This window comes from Colwellia sp. 20A7, from assembly GCF_009832865.1.
Classification (GTDB): domain Bacteria; phylum Pseudomonadota; class Gammaproteobacteria; order Enterobacterales; family Alteromonadaceae; genus Colwellia.
Window position 1 is genome coordinate 2789074 of sequence record NZ_CP047130.1, and the last position, 25565, is coordinate 2814638.

A 25565-nucleotide genomic window follows, 5' to 3' on the forward strand; every position below is an offset into this window, starting at 1 on the left:
CTCAAGTAGGTAGATCAACTTACCTATAAACAATACAATCTGTTAATAGTAAATACACTTAAATAATGTTGTTAATCTCGATTACTTTAACCACCTTAAAATATTTATACCTGTAAAAAACTAGGAAAACAATGAAATACAATAACTTAACTAAAAATTATAAAACCAGAAGTTTGCTTACCTGTCTGTGGCTTTTTGTTTATAGCAGCTGTTCATTTGCTAGTGAGCAAATAACTATAAATGCCAATGAAAAGCTAACAGAAATAATTAATGAAAGATGGGATTATTCTTTAAAAGAAAGTCCTTTATCTGCGACTCGTTCTGGATTAAGTGAATATAATCATTTACTTCCTCGTGTATCACCAAAAGATAACAATAATCGCCTTATCACAGAACAGGCGTTTCTTACCCGATTATCTATCATAGACATTGAGCAACTTACCGAAGAAAATAGAATTAATCACCAGCTACTAAAATGGGTAGTTGAAGACTCTATTAGTCGCTATCAATTAAACTTATCTCGTATCCCACTAAATACTTTTAGTAGTTTTTTTCTATCCGTTCTTAGTATGGGTAATGGTTTAGTCATGAGTAATGCTAAAGACTATCAAGACTATATCGCTCGATTGAATGAAGTACCAAGATACTTCAATGAAAACATCGATAATATGCGCACCGGCATTGAAACCAATTTTACCCTGCCAAAAATAGTTATTGAAGGCATCCTTCCTACTGTTAAAGCACAAATTTATAAAGATCCGACTAAAAGCAGTTTATATAAACCGTTTTTAAAGATGAATAATACACTTTCAGAAGAAACAAAAACACAACTTAGGTCAAGCGCCAAACAAGCAATAGCAAAATCGGCGATACCGGCGTTTGAAACATTTTCTGAATTTTTTGGTGGTGAATACTTACGAGCAGCGCCTGAAAAGCTTGGCGCAGAGCAAATGAATAATGGCAAAGCCTATTATGCTCATCAAATTAAAACCTACACCACATTAACAGACATTACGGCACAAGAAATACATCAAATAGGGCTTAGCGAAGTAAAGCGTATTCGAGAAGAAATGGACCAAATCATCAAGGATCTTAATTTCAAAGGCTCTTTTGAAGAATTTACTCAATTTCTTCGAACTGCTCCGCAATTCTATGCTAAATCTGCGAAAGATTTATTGAAAGAAGCTTCTTATGTTGCCAAACGTATTGATTATGTAATGCCTGAGTTCTTTGGAAAGCTACCACGTTTGCCCTACGGTGTAGTACCCGTACCTAAAGAAATAGCGCCTAATTATACAACCGCTTCATATAATGGTGCTGTCATTGGTGGCAATCGTGGCGGCGCATACTGGCTAAATACTTATCAACTGGATCAACGCCCTTTATACGAACTTACCGCACTCACATTACACGAAGCAGTACCAGGTCATCATCATCAGTCAGCTATTTCAAGTGAACTAAAAAATGTACCTAAATTTCGTTTAGGGCTTTATTTTAGTGCATATGGTGAAGGCTGGGGATTATATTCAGAAAAGTTAGGTGTAGAAATGGGGGTTTACGACACGCCATATGATCATTTTGGCCGCTTAAGTTACGAAATGTGGCGAGCCTGTCGTTTGGTTATTGATACAGGCATACATTCTCAAGGTTGGAGTAGACAGCAAGGTATCGACTTCCTTGCGAGTAACACTTCGTTATCTGAAGCGAATGTAAGAGCTGAAGTAGATCGCTATATATCGTGGCCTGGACAAGCACTTTCATATAAATTAGGCGAAATTGCTATTTGGAAGCTTAGAAATAAAGCAGAAAAAGCACTAGGCGCAAAATTTAGCCTTCCTGATTTTCATGATGCTTTACTAGGTAACGGTGCATTACCACTTACCATGGTTGAAGCTGAAATTGACCGATTTATAGCGGCTAATAAGTAAGCCGAGTTCAGGTTAAATAAGTTAAATGCTATTACGTTAACGTTGATAAAATTTAATTCGAAAAATCAGATGTTAACAATAAAATATCATAAACTGCTCAGCCAACGGTTGTGCAGTTTATGAGTGATAACTATTAAAAAATGAGCTTACTGATTTTTTAAGTAAGTATCAACGGCTTCGACATAAGCTTCTTAATTTTTATTAATTTATTCAATAGCTAGGTGGAAACCATTAATTCTATTTAAGAATGCCCCTAACAACCTTGTTGTTACATAAGGTTCAATCATTGCAGAATTATCAAAGTTAAAGTTAACTTCGATAACTAACGCTTAATATTTCATAAGCTTTACGAATTTCAATAAAATCTTCTGGGCAGCCCCCTTTATCTGGGTGGCTCATAGTGACTTTACTTTTATATGACTGACGAATATCCAGCCAATTTACACCTTTCTCTAGACCTAATGTAGCCAACGCCGCATCAACTTTATCCACCGCGCGATACTTTTGCCAAAAGCTTGCAAAGAGTGCGTTAACGTCGTCAGCAGTAATGTTCTTCAAATTAGACCAAGCTAGATAATAGTGAGCTAAATCAGTATCACGTGTGGTTAAGCTATGTTCATTTGCTGCGTTCTTAGCAATAAGACAAATTTCTAATGGAAAAATAGTGAGTAAGAAACCTTCCGTTTGAATATCACGTTGAATTTGATATAAGGCATTCATAACAAAAAAATTCTTCTGAAAAAGAATAACTTGAGGGTCTTCTTCTTTACCAATAAGGGAAATAAGATCATCTTTACAAAGGTTAACTAAATCAATTAATGAGCATGCGCTATGTTGTTTTTTTAAATACTCCAAAATAGGAATAATCAAAGGATTGGTCATTAATTTAGCTTCCTTTAAATGAATTTCTGACATGTATTATCATTGCACTATGCTTTATATTAATTATGCTTTATATCAACTTTACTAGATACGACTGAATAAATGTCAGATTATTTTACACTTTTAATTTTTACCTTCATCTAAGAAACTAATTAACTGATAAATAAAAGTTTTAATTTTTGGTATATAACCTGCTTAAGTTATGAAGGAACATTAAAAATTACTAAAGGATAATAAAATGAATATAAACTTTTTTAAAGCAACTGTTGTTACCTTAGCATTAGCTGTAAGTAGTTTTGCTAATTCATCTTTAATTACGCATGAATTTAACGATGGAGACTCTTTAGCTGCTTGGTCTGTAGATCGTACAGCGCCTGACGGATTTGAAATTATAAATAATGAACTTGTTATGTCGTTAACAGGGCCAGTTCACCCTACAAATACTTTTTATGATACGCACGGAATGAATCTTGATGTTGGTCAATCAAACTATGTATCTATTGATGTTTTCATTGATAAGGCTTGGATCAACACTGAGCGATATGGTGGTGTGTGGGCTGAATCTTTTAACGCAGCTGATGTCACTACAGGTTGGCCTATTGTTGAATTTAGCGGGATAAGCGGAGTACAAGCTTGGGATAATGGTGGTTGGCAAGCATTTACAACTAACTTTATTACTGGCGAATTTAATAACTTTAAACTTCAAGTAACTTCTAATGGTGTAGAGTACTCATTAAACGATACTGTTTTTTATACTGATACTGTTGTAGATACACAATATTTTGGCAAAGTATTTTTGAATGCTAAATATGAAGGAAATGATTTTTCAGTAAGATATGACAACTTAGTTTATGGGACTGTTAACGTTCCAGAGCCTTCAACCTTTGCTATTTTCGCATTAGGTATCTTGGGTTTAGCGTCACGTAAATTTAACAAGTAATAAGCTGATCGGTTATACACGCTTACATTCAAGTAAATGAATAGAATAAAAAGCACCATTTTTTTGTGCTTTTTATTTACTTTAATTTAAAGAGTTGTCTCGTCCTGTATTCATGTTTCACTCGTGATTTTTAGCCGAAAACTAGTAATACTGTCAGCAATCTTTTTCGTAAAAACTAAACTTATATATAGATTCATATACTTGCCCAGCTCCATAGAAGAAGCCTGTATGAATTACGTACTAAAAACAACGAAACAGGGTCTTTTTATAAGGCTATTATTGTAAAGATGCTAACGCTTTTTGATAAAAAAGCTCCTTGTCATGATTACTTGTTTGAGTAAAATAAATAATGAATGCGTTCAATGTTTTAATAAGCTCTTCATCCGTAATATTTTTGTTTTCTCTCATTATTGTTAAGCATCGCGTTAAATAGGTTTCAGCTTTGTCACTGTCGCCTTTTAATAAATAGAGCCGTGCTAAACCAATTAAAGGACCTCTTAGTCCAGGATGATGCTCACCTAAAACTTCGATCTTAAAGTTAAGCCCTTCTTGATATAAACTGAGAGCTTTATCCAGTTGATTCCTATCGAGGTAAAGATTAGCAAGCTCTTGTGATGCGGTTAACGTGGTTGGGTGTTTAATACCTAATTTAGAGGTTAATTTTTTTACGGTATCTTCAATTAAAGGTCGTGCTTCGTCATAGCTTGCATTCAAGCGTAATAAACGTGAAAACTTCATTTGCGTTTGTAAGGTTTCAATATGGCTTTGACCTAGAATATCTTGTCTTAATTGCAGTGTTTTTCTAAATAACTGTTCAGCCTCTTCTACTTTACCTAAACCACGGTAACTATCAGCAAGGTTATGCATTGATCTTAATACCGTAATATGATGTTCTCCAAAGACCACTGATGCATGCTGAATATGTGCATTAATCATAGGCACTGCTAATTGATATTGCCCCATAGTTTCATATAATGAACCTAAGCTACTGGAACATACTAATGTTAATGGATCATATTCACCTAAAAGAACTCGACTATTTTCAATACACAAGGTGTACATCTCTTTAGCTTCTTCGTAGTCCCCTAGCCAGTAAGCTATAGTGCCCAATTGATTTAATGAACGAATGCTTTCTTTATTTTTATTACTAAAAAGTTTTTGTCGTTTTTCATAAACTTGTGTAAATATTTTTTTTGCTTTCTCTAGCGATCCCGTATCCTGATAAAAACCACCTAAATTACTTAAATAACCAAGGTATATAGGACTTTCTTCACCATACAATGTTTTACTTAGTGCGATAGACTCTTTAATTAACGGCAATTGAATTTTGAACTCAAATTTATTACCGTAAAAAAGAATATATTGCCTCAAAAAGTTTAAGTATTCTTTGCCTTGCGGTAATTCAGTATTGTTATAGAACGCTGCCGCGTTTATTAAATGCTTTTCTGCGGATTCGGATATCCCTAAGTCGATATAAATACCAGCAATGACCGTTTGTATAGTCGCATCAATTTCAGGATGCTGAGCTAAAGCATTATCAGCATTAAGGTTTTCACTTGCTTTTACCAAAATATCTTTGACTAATACCTCTTTACCTTTGGCTTTTTGGGGTTGGATTTCCTTAAACATATTAGTTAAAAATGTGGATATTGCATCGGTTTTTTTGCTCTGGTATAAAGCGACATCACGCTCATAAGCGACCTGCCTTGATTGATACCAGGTTAAAAAGCTAAAACCAACCATGGCTAATACAAACAATGTGATGAAATTATTCTTTCTGTTTTCGTGCCGCTTAGATTTGGAAATAAACTCGATTTCATTAGCATTTAGATGAATGCCAGAGCGCTTACTTAATTGAATATCGTCTAAAATCTTCTGCTTTGAATTGAGTAACGTGTCAGTAGACTTATTACTTTCTAACCAATATAAACAATCATCTGCCAATTGTTCACGCTTATAAATTGCTTCACTATTTTCGTTAACCCATTCGCTAATTCGATGCCAATGCTTTAATAAGGCTTCATGAGCAATAGTGATAAATTGTACTTCATTATCTGTTTTTTCATTTTCAGCTTTTGAAGGAAAGTAACGCTGCTCTCCTGTTGATGTCTGAAGGATTGTTACGAAAAGGTGCGCATTAAGAAAGCTTTGAATAAATTCTTTTTCGGCTGGATCATCAAAAATAGCTACTGGTACTTTTCGTGCCGTAATACTCAGCTTATTACGGTAGTCTATTTTGACTAAAGCGTGCATTATGCTCTCCCAGCATTTTTGCGCAGATGGTGATAAAAGATTAAAGGTGATTTCTGCTTGCTGAGCTATCGCTCCTTCCATTCCCCCCATATCATGATAAACGCTAAGCAGTAATTTGTTATCTTTACTACGTTGCTGGTATAGCAAGTCAAGTGTGTACTCTAACAGTGGTAGAGCATCGTGGTTTTTAACCGCTGCGGCCAGTAATATCTCATCCAATTGTTCGCCGCTTATTTCATCTTTTTCAAATGTTAAGCCTGCGGCTATAGCTGGATTACGTATCATCCTTGTAATTTCAATGGGGCTGGCGGCTTGTAAGTCGTATTGACGTCCATTATCTTTTAAATCAGGAAAACCGTTAACGTCGATACATTCTGCATAAAAATCATTTCGTAACATGGCAATACATAATAAATTTTCGCATTGTGCTAATTGCTTTATACAAATAACCAGGTTTTCTTTCAAACGCGTATCTAAATTATCATCCAGTAAAAATTGTTCAAACTGATCAATAACCAATAATTGGTAATTTTTTACCTTATTTGGACCGTCAATGTTTTCTGTTAATTCACCAGTGTTTACGAGGTCGTTTTGAACGAGATTTGCTGTATATAATCCTGACGTTAGTTTGAGTGGTGTTTGTTCTACTTCCTTTATAAAAGTCGTCAATTCAATATCAGGCTTTAATAGAGATAAAGTACTTAAAGCATTAATAATTGTAGCCGTAGGTGATTCATGAATACTTTGATTGGGCGTTATAATATGATGTTGTTTAACACGCAATTGAGAAAAGCCAGTTTCGCTGTTTAAATAAGGTAATACCCCTGCTCGAATCAATGACGATTTACCACTACCACTTTTCCCTAATAATAATAAAAAATGACAACGGCGTTCAATACAATGCTTTAAACTTTGAATAACTTCAGCAATCGCTTTTGTTCTGCCAAAGTAGATAGGCGTATGACTTTCATCAAACGTATTCAAACCCATATATGGTGAACCATGGGTCCATTGTGCAAGACTCTGTCGTGGAGCAAAGTGTGATGCTTCATTTTTAAAAACAACATCACTAATAATTCGATAACCGCGTCGATATATAGTTTCAATATATATCGGCTGTTTTGCATTACAACCCAACTTTTTTCTTAGGCCCGCAATACATTTTTGGACAGGAGCATCGCCATAGAAAGTACCCGACCAACAAGCGATTAACAATTGCTCTGCGCTGATAGTTTGACCCGCGTTTTGACATAGATAAATGAGTACATCCATCATTTTTGGTTCAATGGTAAAACTATTGTCTTTACTAATGAGTTGATTTGAACCGCTATCCACGGCCCATTCACCTAAGGTAAAAGAGTATTGTTTATCGGTTGTATTCAAATGATCTTTGCTTGCCATTTTTGTACCCGTAACTTAATAAGCCTTATCGATTGATATAAAGCTTATAGTATCAACAACGCCTTTACCATAAACATTACATAAAAAATGAAAACTCAATAAAAAACATAAGCCATTGATAAGCAATGACTTTAATACCGATCGTCATGGTAAGGAAATCGTAAGATTCTCTATATTGGCTTTATTACAATTTGGTAAGGAAACCGTAAGTACTTTTACATAATAATTAGTAATAATAGTTCAAATGCACAGGAAGTATAAATTAACAAATAACAAATCCATAAAGGAGAAAGACAATGAAAACTATATTTGGTTTACTATTAATATCTGTTTTTTTATTGATGGGTACGGTAACTAATGCTAACAACTTTAATATAAAAGTTAACACAAACGTTAATAATAAAAACTTGGTTGATGTTTGGAATAATGACTTTTCTCAAAAAGCTTTTTTTAATGAGAAAAATAATACCACCTATTTAACTATTTATAATCAGCAAAATGAACTCGTTGCTGAACACCTTATACCAAGAGCGACAAAGCTGAAGAATATTACTTGGTCTGCAAACAACAAATATCTAACCTTTACCGAAAATGATCGAAATTTATGGGTCTATACCATTGAACACAATGCGAGTAAATTAATTGAAAACAATCTTATTGATATCCAAGAAAATAAATTTAGTGTGCAATGGTCGCCAAATAGTGAATGGATTCAATATTTATCGCATGTAAATTCTCGAAATAAAGCAAAGCTCTATTCATTAAAACGCCATCGTTCTTTTATATTACCTATAAATTCAAGCCAAATATCATCTATAAACTGGCAAGGTTATGACAATAAACTCATCATCAACTCTTCGTTTATGGAGCCAGAAAAACCTGAGCAGATGATTATTTATGGAATTAAGTTGGTATTACAAGCTGACTCTCAGGTTGCCCGCTTACACTGATTTATCAAAGCAGTATTTATTTAAATATCATCCATGCGATTAGCTGCATGTATAATTTGTTGAGCCTTTGCCGATTGGAGTTCGATTAAATTTTCAAGGTGCGTTTTCACTGTTTCACTTGGCATTAGCGCCTTGATAATGTTCAACCAGTCGTTTAGCTCAAGCCTTATTTGTGTCGTTACATCTAGCACAGTAGTAATGTTAACATCCGAGTTTTCTTTAAAACTGATAATGCTTTCTGATACCTTGTGTTCAATATCTTCATCAATCCACGTACTGAGAACACCAATAGCTTCATCGCTAATTAACCTTTTGATATCAAGAATATTTTCGGTTTGCTTTTCAATAATGTAATGAAGAAAAATACGCGTTCGTTCATCCTTTGTGTTTTCTAAAAAATAAACATATAAGTCATTTAATTCTTGGTTTATTTCCGTTACGTGCTGATATATGTCTTTTAATTGATGGAATCTCATTTTATTTTCCTTAAATGTATAATAATACCAATGCTATTAAATTATTGCCCACTTGTGCTGGTTAAAATAAGCCAAAGTTGTGTTGCTTTCAATCACAATAGCCAGCTATTGCTCAATCAAGCGCCTTACCTTGATCTATTTTTCCTTCGCACAACAAGATCACAAACTTAATAGAAATGGTATAAGCCGTATCGCTTTTGATGGTTATGGCTGAATTTACAATACCATGTTAAATATTGAAGTAACTATCAATCTTAATCTTAATCTTAATCTTAAAAAAATATGTCACGACACTTACTTTAAGAGTTAAGCAATTTTTGTAAAATAGGGCTTGTGGTTGTATACAGTGTCGCAACACGTTTTGTAGTATCCATTGACTGCTTAATAGCAAAAGCGGCTAATGCTGATTCATGAAAGCCACTTAAAATTAGATTTCTTTTGCCTGGATAATAATTTATATCGCCGACAGCATATATACCCGTAATAGACGTTTGAAACTTTTCCGTATCTACACAAATTTGATGACGGTTCATTTCAAGATTCCAGTCAGCTATGGGGCCAATTTTGGGTGATAAACCAAACATAACAAGTAAAGAATCAACATCAACGGTTCTTTTTATACCTGAAGATTGAATTATAAGCTTACTTAGTGAGTCTCCCTCTTTTTTATAATCAACCACTTGTCCGCATAAGAATTGCATTTCATAATTTGCACATAGCTGTTCCATTTTATTAATACTCGCTTCTGAGGCTCTAAAGTTAGTACTTCTATGAATCATCAAAACACTTTGTGCAATAGGTTGTAATGTCAGTGCCCAATCAAATGCACTATCACCACCCCCTAATACCACAACATTTTTATCTTTAAATAAATTTTTGTCTTTTACTTTATAAAAAAGTTGGCGATCTTCAAATGCCTCAATACCCTTGATTTTTAAACGAACAGGTTCAAAAGCACCACTGCCTGCAGCAATAATTACTGCTCTACATTCGATTAAAACATCTCTATCCGTTTTAACAAAAAACAAATCATCTCTTTCTTTATGTATCTCTATGACCTTTTGAGATAACAAATATTCTGGGTTAAATGGTGAGGCTTGCTTTTCTAACGCCTCAATTATCGACTGCGCGGAAGCGACAGGAATAGCGGGAATATCATAAATAGGTTTGTCTGGGTAAAGTTGTGAACACTGGCCTCCTATTTCAGGAACGCTATCAACAACAATAGCTTTCAGACCTTGTAAACCTAATTCAAATATTTGAAATATTCCTACAGGGCCGGCACCAATAATAACAACATCTGTCTTTAAGTTTTCCATATTGAGTATTCCTAATATCTACGAATCTTTAAAAGTTAAACTAAGCAAGGACAAGGCGGTAAATTTTTATTTAAGCTATCTCTAAATTATTTCGATGTAGTAAAGTATTTCATAAGATCAGCCTCACTAACTCCATAAACTATATCATGAAGCCCATTATTGTATAACCCAAGTATCTTCATTGTTTATAGCGAAAGATATCCAGTATTTTGGTAAAATATTTTTGAAATTAAAATGTGAATAAAGTGATTTTTCTTTAAGATATAAAACTTAGCGAACAGAACTGTTGACGTTTCAAAGCATTTGCCCCTAGCTATTTTAATGTTAGGGTTGATAGCTTTAGCTTCACCTAAATTTAAAAACAGTACGTTAATCTGTTTACACGTTTACATTCATGATTTCACTCATACTTTTAGCCAATAATTTTTAACAACGTCTGCCCTTTTGGTGTAAAAAACCACACTAATACAGCTAAATTTACAAATACTGTCAGCCAAAAAATCCTTCTAAATTCTTTCTTTTGAGATTTATGCCTTAATACCTGCTGTGCTATAGCGGCTCCTGGCCAACCACCAATCAAGGCTAGCATATGTAAAGAGTTTTCTGGTGTTCGCCAAACTCTGCGCTTTGCTTTTGACTTATCTGATGCATAAGCTAAAAAGGTAATAGCACTAGCACCTACATATAGGAATATAAGCTTCTGAGGAAAGTATTCAAGCAGATAAAATATTATGATCGAGGTAATAAAAACAATCGACAAATAAATTGAAAACCGATTCATTTTTTTGGCTGTTTTTATCTTTACTTTTTCACCCGAAAATGTCGCTTGATCTGCACAAGTTCGCCCTTGCTTATCTTTTGATAAAGAAAAGGTAATAACATCATTTATTTGAGGTGTTCGATGTCGATTGATTAACGCCTTTTTATGAATAAAAACCTGTTTACCACCGCCATTAGGCGCGATAAAACCAAAAGCCTTATCTTCATTCCATTTAATTAGCTTACCTTTTGAGCGCATGCTCAGCTCCTTATTAACCGCTACACTATTCGATAATTTACCAGCGTTTGATAATTAATAAAGAGCTTTTCATTTTAAAAAAGGTCTTCGAAAATTGGTTTTTATAAGTTATAGCTTAAAAAGGCGATTAAAGTTATCGGTTGATAATTTAGCAATAGTTTCAACCGATTGACCACGAATACTTGCTAAGTGTTTAGCGACTTCTACTACATACGCGGGTTGATTCTCTTTACCTCGATGTGGCACAGGGGCAAGGTATGGTGAATCCGTTTCAATCAAAAATCTATCATCAGGCACAAGTTTAGCAACTTCTCTTAGCTCATTCGCATTTTTAAATGTAACAATGCCGGAGAATGAAATATAAAAACCTAGTTCAATTGCTTGCTTAGCCATATCCCAAGACTCTGTAAAACAATGTAAAATACCGCCAACTTCTGCTGCATTTTCAGAACGTAATAAATCTAAGGTATCTTGCTGAGCAGCCCGTGTGTGAATAATTAAAGGTTTATTCAGCTCTTTAGCAACAATGATATGTTTTTTAAACGAGTCTAGTTGTACCGCTTTAGTTTCTGGCGCGTAATGATAGTCTAACCCTGTTTCACCCACCGCAATAACAGCAGGATCGCTGGCTAAGGTGCGTAACTCATCAATATTGACTTCATCTTCTTGATTTAATGGGTGCATACCACACGTAAGCATTACATTATCAAAGCCTTTAGTTTGTTCAGCCATGGCAGGAAAGTCTTTCAACGTAACACTAACACACAAAAGCTTATCTACTTTTACATCTTTTGCTGCCTGTACTACATTCGCTAAACTGTCACCATGAAGCGATAAATTTAAACGGTCTAAATGGCAATGTGAATCTATAAACAATGGAAAACTCCAATAATACTAAATTGATTAGGTTGGTGTAACTTACTAAAAAAAAAGCCCTAAGAATAACTAAAGGGCTTAGTAACAAATTGATAAAATTATGCTATTACATGGTTAATGTAACTTCTGACGAACTTAACTGTCGCGCAATTGCTTTTTCAATTTGAAAACGTACTTTGTCAGGATCATCCCTAAAACTTACCCCAATTCCTGCAGGTGTTCCGTTTTGTGCTCCTGTAGGTGTTAACCAGCACACTTCACCGGTAATTAATGAAGGCTCTAAAGAGTCAGGTAATAATATATTTAGCTCAACCTCTGCACCTAAATCATAAGGCTCTACGGTACGAACAAACAAACCACCTTCTTTTAAAAAGGGCATATAAGAAATATATAAATCGTGTTCTGATTGAAATTCAATATTAATTGGGATCAAAATCGATATCCTACTCGTTAACTTTCGCTTGCTCAAGCACGTCACTTATCGCCATGATAAGTTTTTCATAAACAAACTGTTTGTTTGCTTGAGTATATGATTTTATTACTTTACACCCATTTATGATGACTTTGTAGAGGTTATTCAAAACTTCAGGGTCTAATGTTAATTTATTCGAAGGCTCGGTCGTAAGAATGAACTGATCACGATATAAATTGACAGTAATTTGCTCTAACCAACGCAAACCATGTTCATTACTTTGTAGCTGTGCAAGTAATTGAGGTTCTACTTTCTGCCCATCAAGAAAATTTACATAACATGTTTTGAACTGTTGAAAAGCATCATTAATAACCGTATTTGTTAACTCTGGTAACTGAGTTAAATTGATAAATGGACTGTTCAGTTCAGTATTAGCGTCAATACTAACTCCTTGCTCTGACATACTTTGCAGTAAAGCTTGCCCCACTTTCGGTCTAATATTAATAACTCTACATCGACTAATAATGGTTGGTAGCAGCATTTCAATGTCATTCGTTAATAAAATGATAACGCTATTATCACTGGGCTCTTCGAGGGTTTTTAACAATGCATTTGCTGCAGCTTGTGTCATTGTTTCTGCGTGTTCAATTAAAACTGTTTTGAATTTACCTAAGTGAGCTGTTTGTTGTAAAAAGCGATTAGCATTACGAACGTCATCTACCCCTAAACTAGTTTTTTCTGCAATAAGCGCCAGGTGATCGGGGTATGTTTTGCTTTTTAATAATAAACATGATTTACATTGGCCACAACTAACTAACACCTCGGTTTGATTAACCGTTTGCGGTTGCTTACAGCTTAGTAAGTGCAATAACCACTGCGCAAATTCAAGTTTACCTGAGCCGGTAACACCATTAATTAAAATAGCATGAGGCAAAATATTACGACGGAACTGATTGCTAAAAATTTGTTGGTGAGAAAGTAGCCATGGTTTCATATTAAGAGTGCTTTTCTTGTTGCTGACTAAGCAAAACATCAATGATGTTGATTACATCTGATAATACTTTTTCTTTTGATTGAGCCGCATCAACCACTTCAAATTTTTCTGGTGATTGCTCTGCTTGCTTTAAATAACCATTGCGAGCACGAATTAAAAAGTCAGCCTTTTCATCTTCTAAGCGGTCAAGCCCCTCTCCGCGACTCTGCACTCTTTTCAAGCCTTCAGCAGGGTCTAAGTCTAAAATAATATTCATATGAGGACTAAAACCATTTAATGCTAAATCATTTATTTTGGTAATAGTATCAATATCAATGCCTCTCGCATAATGCTGAAAGCTAAACGTAGCCGCATCGAATCGATCAGATATAACAACTTTGCCTGCCGATAACGCCGGTATTATTTTTTCTTGAATATGCTGTGCACGACCAGCACCAAATAGCATTAATTCGGTCATGAAAGACATTTCAGGTGTTTTAGGATCTAAAATAACGTCTCTAATTTTTTCACCTATCGGTGTTCCTCCGGGCTCTCTGGTAAGTAAAACATCAACACCCTTTGAAATGAGGTATTTTTCAATGCTTTGTATAACGGTAGTTTTACCTGCGCCATTACTACCATCAAAAACAACCATAAAACCTTTTTTCATATAATTTCTCTATGTTTCAACTAGAACATTCAAGGAATATATTCAAAATGAATAGTTCCTATTGAATACCTATCTTGTTGACTTAAATTGGTTACAGTAACCTTTATTCGCTGTATTTTCTCAAATTCACTGAGTAAATACAAACAACGGGTCGCTATATTCACACTCAGCAATTTAATAAATTATGAACTTGGCTACTTAGTGCTCGGTAGCATACCTTTAAGCAATAGACCAAAAATATCAGCCCCAGTGATAATGCGTTTAGTTTTGCCCCAAATGAGTAAAACATCATAATCTATAACGCCATCAAAGTTTTTATCGGTCGATCTATTTACTTTCATTTGCAACATTGCTTCATTTAATGGGGTTGTTTCATCGGTGATAACAACTGGACGATGGCAATAGTTATAAGGGTCAAAGTTTTCTGTTTGATACAGTGCAGCCCTTGATAAACCATCGGCATCTAATATTAATAATGGATAACCTTCTAAATTAGTGAGAATTACCCAACTATGATTTGTTTCGTTAACTTGCATAAGAAAAGGATCATCTGGACTTTGCTTTATTAGCGGTATCATGGGCAAATCTAACTTAGTTGGTAAAGCGATAATTGATTTAGGATCAATAATTTCACCTTCTTCCGTTACGTGTATTTCATCTAAAGCAAAAAAGTTTAATGCGCCTATCCCTTCTACTTGGTTAAGATCGGCTTCTTCGGCTGTTATATGCTGACGAATGATATTCCTAAGTTCACTTTCTTCTAAGTAGGTTATGCCTTCTTTTCCTAACCATGCGTCAAGAATAAGTGCAGTAGGTTTAGCGACAGGATAAAAAACAAACTGATAAAAACGAATAACTGGCGCTAAAATACTGCCCATTTTTAATGCATTACGTGAAAAGTATGCTTGTGGAGTAATTTCACCAATAATGGTAATTGCGATAGTTGAAAATAAAAAAGCACTAACGCCAGTTAATACCGAATCTGACAACATAGTTAATAAAACATTAATACCAACATTACCCCATAAAATGGTAGATAAAAGAAAATTTGAATCATCTCTAAGCTTTAAAACTTTTTGAGCTGCTTTGTTACCTTTTTTAACTTCAACTTCTAAATGAAGCCGACTGATCGAGAAAAACGCAAGATTTAGGCCTGAGAAAACAGCTGAGTGTGTGATACAAATTGCGATAGCACACCAAGTAAGAATGTCAGTTGACATATCGGATCCCTAAGATTAATTTTAAAGCATATATTAAGGCGAAATATTAACTGAACCTGTTTAGATCACAACTAATCATTTGTTATTTACTACTATATATTGCTTATAATGTTGTATATTTACTTTAGCATCATATTACATAGCAATAAGTAATGGTAAGCGTGTTCATAATAAACATACTTTTACTTGTTCCTATAACATCACTTGCCGAAAACGATAGTTATTATTTCTATCAGGCTTATCATTTTTATTTAAATAACGGTTACCTATAACTTACAAAAGAAGAAAAGCTTGAACGATCCAAAAACTATATATCAAAACAAAGTCGTTAATATAAGAAAGCGACAACCAATCATGATTTGGTTACTTTCTTTAACATTCCTATTTATGGGCTATTACTTATCAAAGGTTCACTTTCTAAATGGCGAATGGTTAACTAGAAGTGGATGTTTGATTGTTTTATTAGGTGTATGGTCAAGTATTGGCGCTATCATTGCTGAAAGAGTCTTGATTAAAAAAGTAAAAATTCAACATCGAATTGTAATATCTCGTGCAAAAGCAAAACTAAAAAAAATCAAAGCTACTGATGAATATATCAACAAAGAAATGGATACCATTAAAGATGATTTTGACGATAAGATTGAAGTGATTAAAGACAATGTTAGATATCAACTAGGAATTTTAGAGGTTTCTTTGTTAATGACAGGTACTTTTATCTGGGGCTTTGGCGATTTATTTTTTAAAATTACTATCTAATGAGTGAACTATGAAAAACAATAGTTGGTGGGGAGAATTTACCTTTGAACTACAAGAGAAAAAATGTTGGAGCGTAGGTGAGCGAGCAATTGTCCTTAGGCGCGAAGCCGCTGAATGGAATACCTGGAATATTGAAAGCGAAGAAGAAGATAACGATATTGTCGTGTCTGACGGTGCGTGTATTAATGTAGACGATATGACAATCACCGGTCGATTTTTAGAAAAAAACACCTCAGAAAAAATAAAGGTGTCTCCTTTATTAGCAGACCGCACCGTTATTGCTCGCCCTTCATCCCCTTTAACTATTCTTGCAGGAGAAAAAATTCAATTATTTATTAGTACGCCTATTTGGTTTTACGCTGAAACATTTCCAAATGGAAAATGTCTGGTAGATTTACCCTTTTGGCGACCATCAGATTCATGGTTTGGCGGCTCTACTATTGATGGACAGCTATGCTATGCGAAATATACCTCAGCAAAAACAAGAATTGATGAACTAGAACTTCACCCACATAAAGCGACAACGCCTATTATGGTTATTAATAGTCACAATAAAGAATTAACAATTAATAGAATTAATGTGCCAGTAAATCATTTGAATTTATACAGTGATGATAAAAACCAACTGTGGACATCTCGAATCACCATTGAAATAGCAGACGATTCAGCAGATATTGAATTAGTTATTGATAAAAATGTTTCTGCTGAATTCGAACCTCTCACATTTATCAGTAGTCCACGAATATCTTCAGAGCATGGAAGATTAATCCGCAGAATTAGTAACTTATTTGGATAAACAGTTTATGGAAGCCATTAGCGAATTTTTTAATATGTTTGAATCATCTCATTGGTATGCATTAATACAGGCATTAATTTTAATTGTTGTGGGTTATTTTATTGCTAAAGCCTTAAGTAGCACAGCTGAAAAACTTGCCGTAAAAAAAATGACAACACATGGCCTTTTTTTATTAAGAAGAACAATCTTTTATACTGTATTAATTTTGTTCCTATTGTCTGCTTTAAAACATATTGGTATTGACCTAACCATATTACTTGGCGCAGCAGGAATTTTCACTGTCGCTGTTGGCTTTGCCTCACAAACATCTGCTTCAAACTTAATAAGTGGCTTGTTTTTAATGATAGAAAGACCTTTTTCTATTAGTGATGTAATTAAGGTAGATGGTTATACAGGGGAAGTTATTTCTATTGATTTGCTGTCAGTGAAATTAAGAACATTTGATAACTTATTTGTTCGAATACCTAATGAAAGTATGATTAAAAGCGCAGTAACCACCATGACCAAGTTTCCTATAAGACGAGCCGACTTAAAATTAGGTATTGCGTATAAAGAAGACATTGAAATAGTTAGGGATGTTTTGTTAAAAATTGCTGAAAAAAATGTAATTTGTTTAGAAGAGCCTGCCCCTTTATTTATTTTGACCGGTTTTGGAGATTCATCTGTCGATATTCAATTTTCAGTCTGGTCAAAAAGAGAAAACTACCTAACACTTAAGAATGAAATGTATCAAAATATTAAAAAAACGTTTGATGAACAAGGTATTGAAATACCCTTCCCTCACATCAGCCTATACTCTGGTATGCAAAGCAAACCCTTCGATGTTGTTTTAACTAATACTTCCAAAGACGCTGAAAGTACCGTATACAAGGAATAATCGTTACTTAATAACTTGAACAACGGCTAAATAATTATTTTAGCCGTTCATTTATACGCTGGCTATTTTCAAAAAACACCTGATGGAATTTTAATATCGGTAAGAATATAAATATTTTTTTGTAATGAAAGTTAGCACGGCTATCTTGCATTTGCTGTTATGCTATGTACTTATTTATTATTTAAAATGTTTATTGAATCGTTATAATGCAAGACATAGTTCAGAGCGCAGTGCAAAGCGTAACGCCAAAAGTACTACAAAAAACATTGCGAAAAGTTAGCAAGATTAACCTAGTGAAAAAAACTACGTCTTTGTTTATTGCGTTATTTTTAATTTCTCCTTTTGCCATGTCAAATCCCCTTTTGGTTGAACTCCCAGATAAATTACCTCGAGAAGTTGCGCAAAATATTCATGCGTATTTAGGCAAGTTACCAAAAGAGAGTAATGAGCGAGCTGCATTTATTTTTACCGCTAAAAAAAAGGTTACCAATGCGCTCAATGCTTTAGGATATTACCGTTCCGTAGTAACTAACGTAATTAAGAAAGATACCGACAAAGACGTTTGGACACTTACTTTTAATATCGTTTTAAATGAACAAACACTAATAAAAAAATTACAGCTTAATATTGTTGGTGATGCAAATAAAGATACTGCTTTTTCAGAAATAATTAGCAATATTCCTATACTAACCGGGGATGTGCTACATCATGGAAAATACGAAAAATTTAAAGAAGACTTAACGTCGCTTGGATTAGAGCGTGGATATTTCGATATTAAATTTACTAAGTCGACTATCGCAATACATCAAGACTTGCAAACAGCGGATATTATTCTTAATTTAGATAGTGGCGTTCGTTATCAATTTGGTGAACTAAAGTTTAACTCTTTCGATTTAAACCCTGATGTTTTATCGCCATTAATGTCTTTTAATAAAGGAGATTATTACCAACAAGATTTATTGCAAAACTTACAAAATGAACTCGATGAAACCCAATATTTCAGTAATGTAATTGTTTGGCCTAATACCGAAAAAATTATTGATCATACTTTACCTATTGATATTTCATTAGAGCCAGCAACACGACATCAATTCGATTTAGGTCTGGGATATTCAACAGATACAAAAGAAAACTTTTCTTTTGTATGGAAAACCCCCTTGGTTAACCGTTATGGACATCGACAAGAAACGAAGTTGTCTTATTCAAAAATAAATCCTACCGGGTATTTTATTTACGGTATTCCTTTATCACACCCTAATAATGATGTTTTACAATTAAAAGCCTTACTAGAAGAAAATGATTTCGCAGACTTAACAAGTAAATTCCTTTCTTTCCAAGTGGGCCGTGTTTACCTAAAAGATAGTATGTTGCGCCAGCCTTACCTTAGACACCTTTCTGAAGAATGGAGTACCGATGGTATAGATGATGATGCTAAATATTATATTCCTGGTTTTACTTGGTCTGATAAAGAATGGCAAGGCTCAGTTTTAGATCCAAGTAATGGTTTCCGCCAATATTATAATATAGAAGGAAGCTATGATAAGTTGGACTCTAAAACTTCATTTTTGCGTTTTAATGCACGTTGGAAATATATTTCATCGATAACACCAAAACATCGTATTGTGACCCGAGCTGAAGTTGGCTATGCCATTGTTAAAGATGATATAGAAGCAGAGCTTTCACCGTCACTGCGTTTTTATGCTGGTGGAGATCAAAGTATTAGAGGTTTCGGTTATCAATCAGTTGGCCCTAAAATAATGCTTACCCAAGGAGAAGATAACACTGAAGAAGAGATCGTTGTTGGCGGAACGAATATGGTTGTTGCTAGTGTAGAGTATCAATACTACTTTACCCCCGAATGGCGAGGTGCACTGTTTACTGATGGCGGTAGTGTGAATAATAAAGACAAATTAGACTTTGTTTATTCTATTGGAACAGGCATTCATTATATTTCTCCTATTGGCCCCATCCGATTTGCCCTAGGTTATCCATTAAGTGAAGATGAGTCGTCATGGCGCATTCACTTTAGCATCGGCGCAGAACTATGATTTATAAACGTGTTAGCTTCTACCTGACTACGATATTTACGGGGATACTCTGTTTATTCGCCATATTACTTTCAACGCCTTGGGGAACTCAACTAACCCTTTATTTTGTTGGCGATATTTCTCCTATACAAGTTAAATATCGCAGCGGTGCATTTTTAAAAGATTTACAGTTAAGCCACTTAACCATTAACAATGAGCAAATGGAGGTTAATGCAACAGACATACGTTTAACATTAAATTTACGCTGTCTTTGGAAAAACCAAGTATGCATTGATGAACTGAGTCTTGCGTCTCTTCAAGTGAGTTTAAATGAAAATAGCGCCACGTCGTCAGATCAACTTATGGCAGAAATTATTATTCCGCCTATTTTCACCTTACCTTTTTCCGTTAAAGTGAAACAGTTCTATTTAGCAAGTGCTCAAATAAAAAATCCAAACCTACAGGTAAAGTTAACTGATTTCTCGAGTATTTTAGAAATCAATGACGCGGCGCTAACAATAGAAAAATTCAGCCTGGCTGCTGCACATATTACCTTAGTTAAATCAGATACTGTTCCAGCTAATACCACTAAAAAAGCTAAAACAGCTTGGCCTTTGGCTTCGTTACCAAAGGTATATTTACCTTTCAAATTTAATGTAAAGTCATTTACCGTTAAAGAGCTTATTGTTAATGAGTTAATAACTACTGGTGATGAGGAAACGTTAGTACATATAGAAGATGCAGTTGCACGCTTATCTTGGTTTAAAACAAAACTCACTATTGACACACTGTCATCAAACATTCAAAAAATAGGATCTTTTTCTTTAAAAGGTAAGCTTGATTTTGTTCCACCTTATAATGTTGATATAACAGTGTTAGACACAATTAAGGACAACGAAATAGTACCTGAGTTAAATGATTCTAGACAACAAACGTTACTCCAAGGAAACCTATCTCATTTAGCTATAACAGTAAGTAGCGAAGGAACATTAGCATTAACCGCTGATGCAAAAATAGATCTAACCGATGCCAACTTACCTTATGAATTAACCACCCAAGTAACGCAATATACGTTACCTAGTGATATTACCCAAGTCATTACCCCTGCAATGTTTGTACTGCAAAGCCAAGGTGATCTTAATCAACAGACAATCGAATTTAACAGTGAATTCAGTGGGTTTGGTTATCAAAATTTCGCCGTTGAATTAAGTGCAAGCTTGCAGAAAGATCTTCTTAAGATAAATACTTTTTATCTAAAAGATTTCAACGCAGATAATGAACTAAATTTAGTAGGCGAATTACAATTAGGAGACAAATTATTTTGGGATATCAACCTTGATACCTCAGGCTTTACTTTGCCCAATATCGACAAACGTTTATCCGGACGTGTACAAGGGAATATTGCCAGTAAAGGTTTTTGGCATGGTGATGAATGGGCACTAAGCTTAGTGAATTCAAAGCTTACAGGACAAATTAATAATATAAAGCTTTTGGCTGAAGCTAACATTGATCTTAATCATCAAGGTAAATTAGCACCAAGTAAGGTGTTTATTGATTATGGTGATATAGCACTTAACCTTAACGGCTATAGCGATGAAAATTGGCACGTTAATGGACGAGTAAATGTTGACAGTGCCAACTTATGGTTAAAAGATATTGAAAGTAGCTTACGTTCAACAATTGATATTTCTGGACCTATTCAAGATCCTGAAATAACTTTACAAGGTGAGATTGAAAAACTCGTTATGGCAAACTTTTCAAGTGATGCCATTCATTTTAATGCCGCCTATCGCCCTTTGAATAATCATGAACATAAAGTGGCGTTTACCAGTATGCTAATGAACCTAAATCAACACACAATTAAAGAGGTGAGCTTTTCAAGTAATGGTGACTTAGCACAACAACAAATTAATTTAGCCTGGCTTGGCGATTCATCACTTAATTTATCACTCGACAGTCAATATTCCCCTACAGATGAGCAATTAACGATACAAGCAGCTAATACTATTTTTTCTTTAGGTGAACAAGTGTTCAAATCAAGTCAGCCTATTCATCTGCTTTACAACAATAAACTAAATACACTAGCCATTAATCAGCATTGTTGGTTAGGAAGTTTGTCGCAATTATGTTTAAACGATAATACTGTTTTAAATTTGACTAAGGGAGATTTGACGGTAGCACTTCAGTTAGATACGGCACTGCTAAAACCTTTTATACCTGAAGAATTTCGCTTTGATAATACCATAAATGGCAATATTTCTATTGGCTGGCAACCAGATGCTACGCCATCTATTGATGCACAATTACTGATTAATGCCGGGCTACTACAAATAAATAAAGAAAATGAATTACATAAGTTGCTCGAATGGGAACAAGGCCAATTAAATTTACAAATGAACGACAACAGTATAAAAGGAAACATGACCTTGTCGACCGCTGTTGATAATACTGAATTATTAAATGCAAGTACGTCCATTTCGTTAACTGATAACAGTATTAAAGATAGCCATATTACCATTAATAATTTTAACCTTTCGCCAATACAAGTTTTTGTACCCGAACTCTCTTCATTAGAAGGCATGTTAAATACTAATATCACAGTCAATGGGATGTTAGATAAACCTATTATAAATGGCGAAATGAAATTAACAGATGGAAAAATAAAAATTGCAAGCAATATGAATACGCTAGAAAACATTAATATGGCTTTTGACTTCAAAGGACAACAAGCCATTGTTTCAGGTGGTGTTGATGTTAATAAAATAACTGCAAACCTTACCGGTGATGTTGATTGGCAAAATGAATTACAAGGTAACTTTAATCTTGATGGCGAAGCCATAAGTTTTTCTGTTCCCCCAGATCTAGCATTAACCATTTCCCCTCACCTTAATGCACAAATAAATGCCTCAGAGCTTAAGTTATCGGGTCGCATAGAAGTGCTTAAAGGAAAGTTAGCCATCAACAAGTTGCCTCAAGGCAGCGTTAGCTTAAGCAAAGATGTCATCATTGTTAATGATGATGGTGAGCAAGTCACCCTTGAGAAACCTTTTAATATTTTAACAAACGTTCGTGTTGTTATCGCTGACGCTTTCCAAATTGAAGGGCAAGGGTTTGTTGGACGCCTCGGTGGTGAATTACAAGTAAGTCAGCAACCGCAACAACCTTTACAGTTATTTGGTAGTTTAAAAATTCCAGAAGGTCGTTATCGAGCTTATGGACAAGACTTATCGATAACAAAAGGGAATATATCTTTTAATGGCCCAGCCAACACTCCCTATGTATCAATGCAAGCGACACGTAGTATTGAAAAAGAAGACATCATTGTTGGCATTGACGCTAAAGGTTTAGCGAATAGTTTACATATTACATTGTTTTCAAAACCTACTATGCAGCAATCAGAAGCCTTGTCATATTTAGTTAGAGGCCGAGGCTTAGATGCTAAAACGAATAATAGTAATGCTGCAATAGGTGTGGCCTTAGGAACGGCAATAACAAACTTTTCGGGAGTACTAACTCAAATAGAGAAGTTACCCTTGCTCAATAAACTTGAAATTGACGGAGACGATGAACAAGCGTCTATTGCCGGATATTTAGGTGACCAAGTTTATGTTAAATACGGCGTAGGTGTAACTGAACCAATTAAAGAGCTAACGGTTAGGTTTTATATCTATAGTCGTCTATGGGTTGAAGCGGTTTCTGGTTTAGAAAACTCGGCGAATATTTACTATTCATTTGATATAAAGTAAACGGATGTCGTTAACGTGACGGTAGTAAAGTACCCTACAAAAATAGAACATTAATAAGCATATTATTGCCAATTGACGTCTGTTAAGTGCATTTTTGATGAACGGACAGGTAATTTCCCTTCGAATAAACTATGTCATAAGCAATGTAGTAAAGAAAAGCTGTTACAGGCTCAAAATTGCGCTTACTGTTTTGCACTTACTGTTTTTCTCTTAGCTGTTTCAAATAATCTCTAACGGCACTGTTATGCTCAGCTAGCGTTCGGCTAAAAACATGCTTTCCATTCCCTTCGCTAACAAAGTAGTAATAATCACTTTCTTGGGGATTAAGTGCTGCTTTAATAGCTGATAACCCAGGCATTGCTATAGGACTTGGTGGTAAACCATTTATTCGATAAGTGTTATAAGCTGTTTTCTCTCTTAAATGAGCCCTAGTTATGTCTCCTTTATAACGATCGCCTAAGCCATAAATAACCGTAGGATCGGTTTGTAATCGCATTTTTTTCGCTAATCGATTCATAAATACAGAGGCGATCAAAGGCTGCTCTGGTATATGGCTTGTCTCTTTTTCAATAATTGATGCCATAATTAAGGCTTGATAAGGTGACTCATAAGGTAGACCAATAGCTCGCTCTTGCCAAAGCTTAATTAGGGTATTTTGCATCGACGCATGAGCACGTTTTAAAATTTGAAGATCTTCAGTACCTTTAGTAAAAGCATAAGTTTCAGGAAGAAACCATCCTTCGGGATTAGCTTGTTCTATATTTAAACGTTGCGATACTTGCTCAACTGTTAATGACTCAACAGTATGCATTAGTTCAGGTTGATTATTTAATTGAGTGAGTAGTTCTTTAAACGTTATGCCTTCCACAATGGTAAATTTGAATTGATGTTCGTTTGAGCTAGTGATTAATGTCAGAATATTTTGCAAACTTGAGTTGGGAAAAACTTGATAAGTGCCAACTTTAATAATAGTTTTTTGAGGTTGTAAACGTGCGTAGACTCTAAGCCAAAAGCGGTTATCTATCCAACCTTTACTCTCTAATGCCCTTGAAAATGAAGCAACAGAACTACCTTGTTCAATAGTAATTAATTGATGCTGTGCAATGGGTAAAGGCTTATTCATTTCTTTTTCTAATAAAAGAAAAAAGCCAAGAATAAATATAATAGTGCTACCAATACAAACATAAAGTATTTTTTTCATTACAAACCTATTAATAGTTTATCGCTTCATGGTTAATACCATTACGGATAGTTAGTGCTATTTCTAATGGTAAGGCTAATGATAATACCTGTCCGTTATAATTATTCACAGGCATAACGCCCATAACGCAATTACAAACAAGCATTGCCTGCGCTTGGGCTATTTCCTCTAGAGAAATAGCTTTGATAATAGTTTCAGGGTAATGGCGCAATATAGTTTGGCGCATAATACCATTGACACCACTTTGACTAACATCTGGCGTATATAATGTGTCATTCAAGCAGAAAAATACATTGGCACTCGTTGCTTCTATCACGTTATCATTTATATTCGTTACCAATAAGTCATCTACATCACTCAAAGACAGTTCTTGCCTTAAGAGCACTTGTTCAAGACGGTTTAAATGCTTTAAACCACCTAGCATAGGATTAATCCCTATTTGTTGTTTACTGAGACCTAAGTTAATACCGGTATGAATAAGATCGTCATAATGTGTAGGATAATCATGGATCATAATAATCAGATCATGGTGATTACTTGATGAACGTGCATAACCTCGCCCACCACTACTCGCTGCAATGATGACTTTGAGTACGGCTAATGGATAGTTTTTTGCTATAGCAGCTAATTGGAGTGTTAATTCGTTTGGTGAAGGTGGTGTAATACCCAGTTTTTCACAGCCAGAAGTTAAACGTTCCACATGCTGTGTTAAGTACGCCACCTTACCATTTATGACTTTTGCCGTAGTAAACAGGCCATCTCCATAAGCAAGACCACGACTTTCAATATCAATATGATGTTGTTGTATTCCATTAACTAAACATAATTTCATTGTAGGTTCACT

At 34.7% G+C, this 25565-nt stretch carries 20 protein-coding genes; 8 read left to right on the forward strand and 12 right to left on the reverse strand.

Annotation, left to right across the window (positions count from 1 at the left end):
* The first annotated feature begins 131 nt into the window (after window positions 1-131).
* Window positions 132-1928: a DUF885 domain-containing protein gene (locus tag GQS55_RS12100; protein ID WP_159820761.1), complete on the forward strand. Its 1797-nt coding sequence runs from the start codon at window positions 132-134 to the stop codon at window positions 1926-1928.
* Between the two features lie 309 nt (window positions 1929-2237).
* Here GQS55_RS12100 and GQS55_RS12105 read toward each other — a convergent pair whose 3' ends face one another.
* Window positions 2238-2810 carry a DNA-J related domain-containing protein gene (locus GQS55_RS12105; protein WP_159820762.1) on the reverse strand — a complete coding sequence of 191 codons (573 nt, stop codon included), beginning with the start codon at window positions 2808-2810 and terminating at the stop codon, window positions 2238-2240.
* 238 nt (window positions 2811-3048) lie between these two features.
* On the opposite strand from GQS55_RS12105, the gene GQS55_RS12110 reads away from it, so the two are divergent.
* A complete protein-coding gene (locus tag GQS55_RS12110; protein ID WP_236559630.1) occupies window positions 3049-3750 on the forward strand; it encodes a PEP-CTERM sorting domain-containing protein in 702 nt (233 codons plus the stop codon).
* A gap of 276 nt (window positions 3751-4026) precedes the next feature.
* Here GQS55_RS12110 and GQS55_RS12115 read toward each other — a convergent pair whose 3' ends face one another.
* A complete protein-coding gene (locus GQS55_RS12115; RefSeq protein ID WP_159820763.1) occupies window positions 4027-7404 on the reverse strand; it encodes an nSTAND1 domain-containing NTPase in 3378 nt (1125 codons plus the stop codon).
* A gap of 296 nt (window positions 7405-7700) precedes the next feature.
* Here GQS55_RS12115 and GQS55_RS12120 point away from each other — a divergent pair, with 296 nt between their 5' ends.
* Window positions 7701-8354 carry a hypothetical protein gene (locus GQS55_RS12120; protein ID WP_159820764.1) on the forward strand — a complete coding sequence of 218 codons (654 nt, stop codon included), beginning with the start codon at window positions 7701-7703 and terminating at the stop codon, window positions 8352-8354.
* A 20-nt stretch (window positions 8355-8374) separates the two neighbouring features.
* Here GQS55_RS12120 and GQS55_RS12125 read toward each other — a convergent pair whose 3' ends face one another.
* The 8 genes from GQS55_RS12125 to GQS55_RS12160 form a co-directional block, all read right to left on the reverse strand.
* A complete protein-coding gene (locus GQS55_RS12125; RefSeq protein WP_159820765.1) occupies window positions 8375-8830 on the reverse strand; it encodes a hypothetical protein in 456 nt (151 codons plus the stop codon).
* A gap of 299 nt (window positions 8831-9129) precedes the next feature.
* Entirely contained in the window at window positions 9130-10149 is a 1020-nt protein-coding gene (locus GQS55_RS12130; RefSeq protein WP_159820766.1) for an NAD(P)/FAD-dependent oxidoreductase, read from the reverse strand.
* Between the two features lie 412 nt (window positions 10150-10561).
* A complete protein-coding gene (locus GQS55_RS12135) occupies window positions 10562-11167 on the reverse strand; it encodes a DUF1294 domain-containing protein (RefSeq protein WP_159820767.1) in 606 nt (201 codons plus the stop codon).
* A 108-nt stretch (window positions 11168-11275) separates the two neighbouring features.
* On the reverse strand, window positions 11276-12043 hold the full coding sequence (locus tag GQS55_RS12140) for a TatD family hydrolase (protein WP_159820768.1): 768 nt from the start codon (window positions 12041-12043) through the stop codon (window positions 11276-11278).
* A 106-nt stretch (window positions 12044-12149) separates the two neighbouring features.
* Complete coding sequence (locus GQS55_RS12145) at window positions 12150-12476, reverse strand: PilZ domain-containing protein (protein WP_159820769.1); 327 nt, start codon at window positions 12474-12476, stop codon at window positions 12150-12152.
* A 10-nt stretch (window positions 12477-12486) separates the two neighbouring features.
* Complete coding sequence (locus GQS55_RS12150) at window positions 12487-13449, reverse strand: DNA polymerase III subunit (RefSeq protein ID WP_159820770.1); 963 nt, start codon at window positions 13447-13449, stop codon at window positions 12487-12489.
* Window position 13450: 1 nt separating this feature from the next.
* Window positions 13451-14098 (reverse strand): dTMP kinase, encoded by a 648-nt coding sequence (gene tmk, locus GQS55_RS12155; RefSeq protein ID WP_159820771.1) that lies wholly within the window; start codon window positions 14096-14098, stop codon window positions 13451-13453.
* A gap of 194 nt (window positions 14099-14292) precedes the next feature.
* Window positions 14293-15318 (reverse strand): DUF21 domain-containing protein, encoded by a 1026-nt coding sequence (locus tag GQS55_RS12160; protein ID WP_159820772.1) that lies wholly within the window; start codon window positions 15316-15318, stop codon window positions 14293-14295.
* A gap of 291 nt (window positions 15319-15609) precedes the next feature.
* Here GQS55_RS12160 and GQS55_RS12165 point away from each other — a divergent pair, with 291 nt between their 5' ends.
* The 5 genes from GQS55_RS12165 (at window position 15610) to GQS55_RS12185 (ending at window position 23520) form a co-directional block, all read left to right on the forward strand.
* Entirely contained in the window at window positions 15610-16074 is a 465-nt protein-coding gene (locus GQS55_RS12165; RefSeq protein WP_159820773.1) for a DUF3627 domain-containing protein, read from the forward strand.
* 10 nt (window positions 16075-16084) lie between these two features.
* Window positions 16085-16870, forward strand: coding sequence for a hypothetical protein (locus GQS55_RS12170; protein WP_159820774.1), 786 nt, complete (start codon window positions 16085-16087; stop codon window positions 16868-16870).
* Between the two features lie 7 nt (window positions 16871-16877).
* Window positions 16878-17747, forward strand: coding sequence for a mechanosensitive ion channel family protein (locus GQS55_RS12175; protein ID WP_159820775.1), 870 nt, complete (start codon window positions 16878-16880; stop codon window positions 17745-17747).
* A 206-nt stretch (window positions 17748-17953) separates the two neighbouring features.
* Window positions 17954-19795: an autotransporter assembly complex protein TamA gene (locus GQS55_RS12180; protein WP_159820776.1), complete on the forward strand. Its 1842-nt coding sequence runs from the start codon at window positions 17954-17956 to the stop codon at window positions 19793-19795.
* On the forward strand, window positions 19792-23520 hold the full coding sequence (locus GQS55_RS12185) for a translocation/assembly module TamB domain-containing protein (RefSeq protein WP_159820777.1): 3729 nt from the start codon (window positions 19792-19794) through the stop codon (window positions 23518-23520). The genes GQS55_RS12180 and GQS55_RS12185 overlap by 4 nt, the downstream gene beginning before the upstream one ends.
* A gap of 196 nt (window positions 23521-23716) precedes the next feature.
* Here the strand turns inward: GQS55_RS12185 and mltG are convergent, their stop codons facing one another.
* Complete coding sequence (mltG, locus tag GQS55_RS12190; RefSeq protein ID WP_159820778.1) at window positions 23717-24721, reverse strand: endolytic transglycosylase MltG; 1005 nt, start codon at window positions 24719-24721, stop codon at window positions 23717-23719.
* 10 nt (window positions 24722-24731) lie between these two features.
* Window positions 24732-25553: an aminodeoxychorismate lyase gene (pabC, locus tag GQS55_RS12195; protein ID WP_159820779.1), complete on the reverse strand. Its 822-nt coding sequence runs from the start codon at window positions 25551-25553 to the stop codon at window positions 24732-24734.
* Window positions 25554-25565 lie beyond the last annotated feature (12 nt).

What these genes read in the sequence shown, in the direction of transcription:
- tmk (WP_159820771.1), bottom strand. Translation starts at nt 14,098, where the DNA reads ATGAAAAAAGGTTTTATGGTTGTTTTTGATGGTAGTAATGGCGCAGGT.
- GQS55_RS12175 (WP_159820775.1), top strand. Translation starts at nt 16,878, where the DNA reads ATGGAAGCCATTAGCGAATTTTTTAATATGTTTGAATCATCTCATTGG.
- GQS55_RS12130 (WP_159820766.1), bottom strand. Translation starts at nt 10,149, where the DNA reads ATGGAAAACTTAAAGACAGATGTTGTTATTATTGGTGCCGGCCCTGTA.
- GQS55_RS12105 (WP_159820762.1), bottom strand. Translation starts at nt 2,810, where the DNA reads ATGACCAATCCTTTGATTATTCCTATTTTGGAGTATTTAAAAAAACAA.
- GQS55_RS12180 (WP_159820776.1), top strand. Translation starts at nt 17,954, where the DNA reads ATGCAAGACATAGTTCAGAGCGCAGTGCAAAGCGTAACGCCAAAAGTA.
- GQS55_RS12125 (WP_159820765.1), bottom strand. Translation starts at nt 8,830, where the DNA reads ATGAGATTCCATCAATTAAAAGACATATATCAGCACGTAACGGAAATA.
- GQS55_RS12150 (WP_159820770.1), bottom strand. Translation starts at nt 13,449, where the DNA reads ATGAAACCATGGCTACTTTCTCACCAACAAATTTTTAGCAATCAGTTC.
- pabC (WP_159820779.1), bottom strand. Translation starts at nt 25,553, where the DNA reads ATGAAATTATGTTTAGTTAATGGAATACAACAACATCATATTGATATT.
- GQS55_RS12120 (WP_159820764.1), top strand. Translation starts at nt 7,701, where the DNA reads ATGAAAACTATATTTGGTTTACTATTAATATCTGTTTTTTTATTGATG.
- GQS55_RS12185 (WP_159820777.1), top strand. Translation starts at nt 19,792, where the DNA reads ATGATTTATAAACGTGTTAGCTTCTACCTGACTACGATATTTACGGGG.
- GQS55_RS12170 (WP_159820774.1), top strand. Translation starts at nt 16,085, where the DNA reads ATGAAAAACAATAGTTGGTGGGGAGAATTTACCTTTGAACTACAAGAG.
- GQS55_RS12100 (WP_159820761.1), top strand. Translation starts at nt 132, where the DNA reads ATGAAATACAATAACTTAACTAAAAATTATAAAACCAGAAGTTTGCTT.
- GQS55_RS12110 (WP_236559630.1), top strand. Translation starts at nt 3,049, where the DNA reads ATGAATATAAACTTTTTTAAAGCAACTGTTGTTACCTTAGCATTAGCT.
- mltG (WP_159820778.1), bottom strand. Translation starts at nt 24,721, where the DNA reads ATGAAAAAAATACTTTATGTTTGTATTGGTAGCACTATTATATTTATT.
- GQS55_RS12135 (WP_159820767.1), bottom strand. Translation starts at nt 11,167, where the DNA reads ATGCGCTCAAAAGGTAAGCTAATTAAATGGAATGAAGATAAGGCTTTT.
- GQS55_RS12160 (WP_159820772.1), bottom strand. Translation starts at nt 15,318, where the DNA reads ATGTCAACTGACATTCTTACTTGGTGTGCTATCGCAATTTGTATCACA.
- GQS55_RS12115 (WP_159820763.1), bottom strand. Translation starts at nt 7,404, where the DNA reads ATGGCAAGCAAAGATCATTTGAATACAACCGATAAACAATACTCTTTT.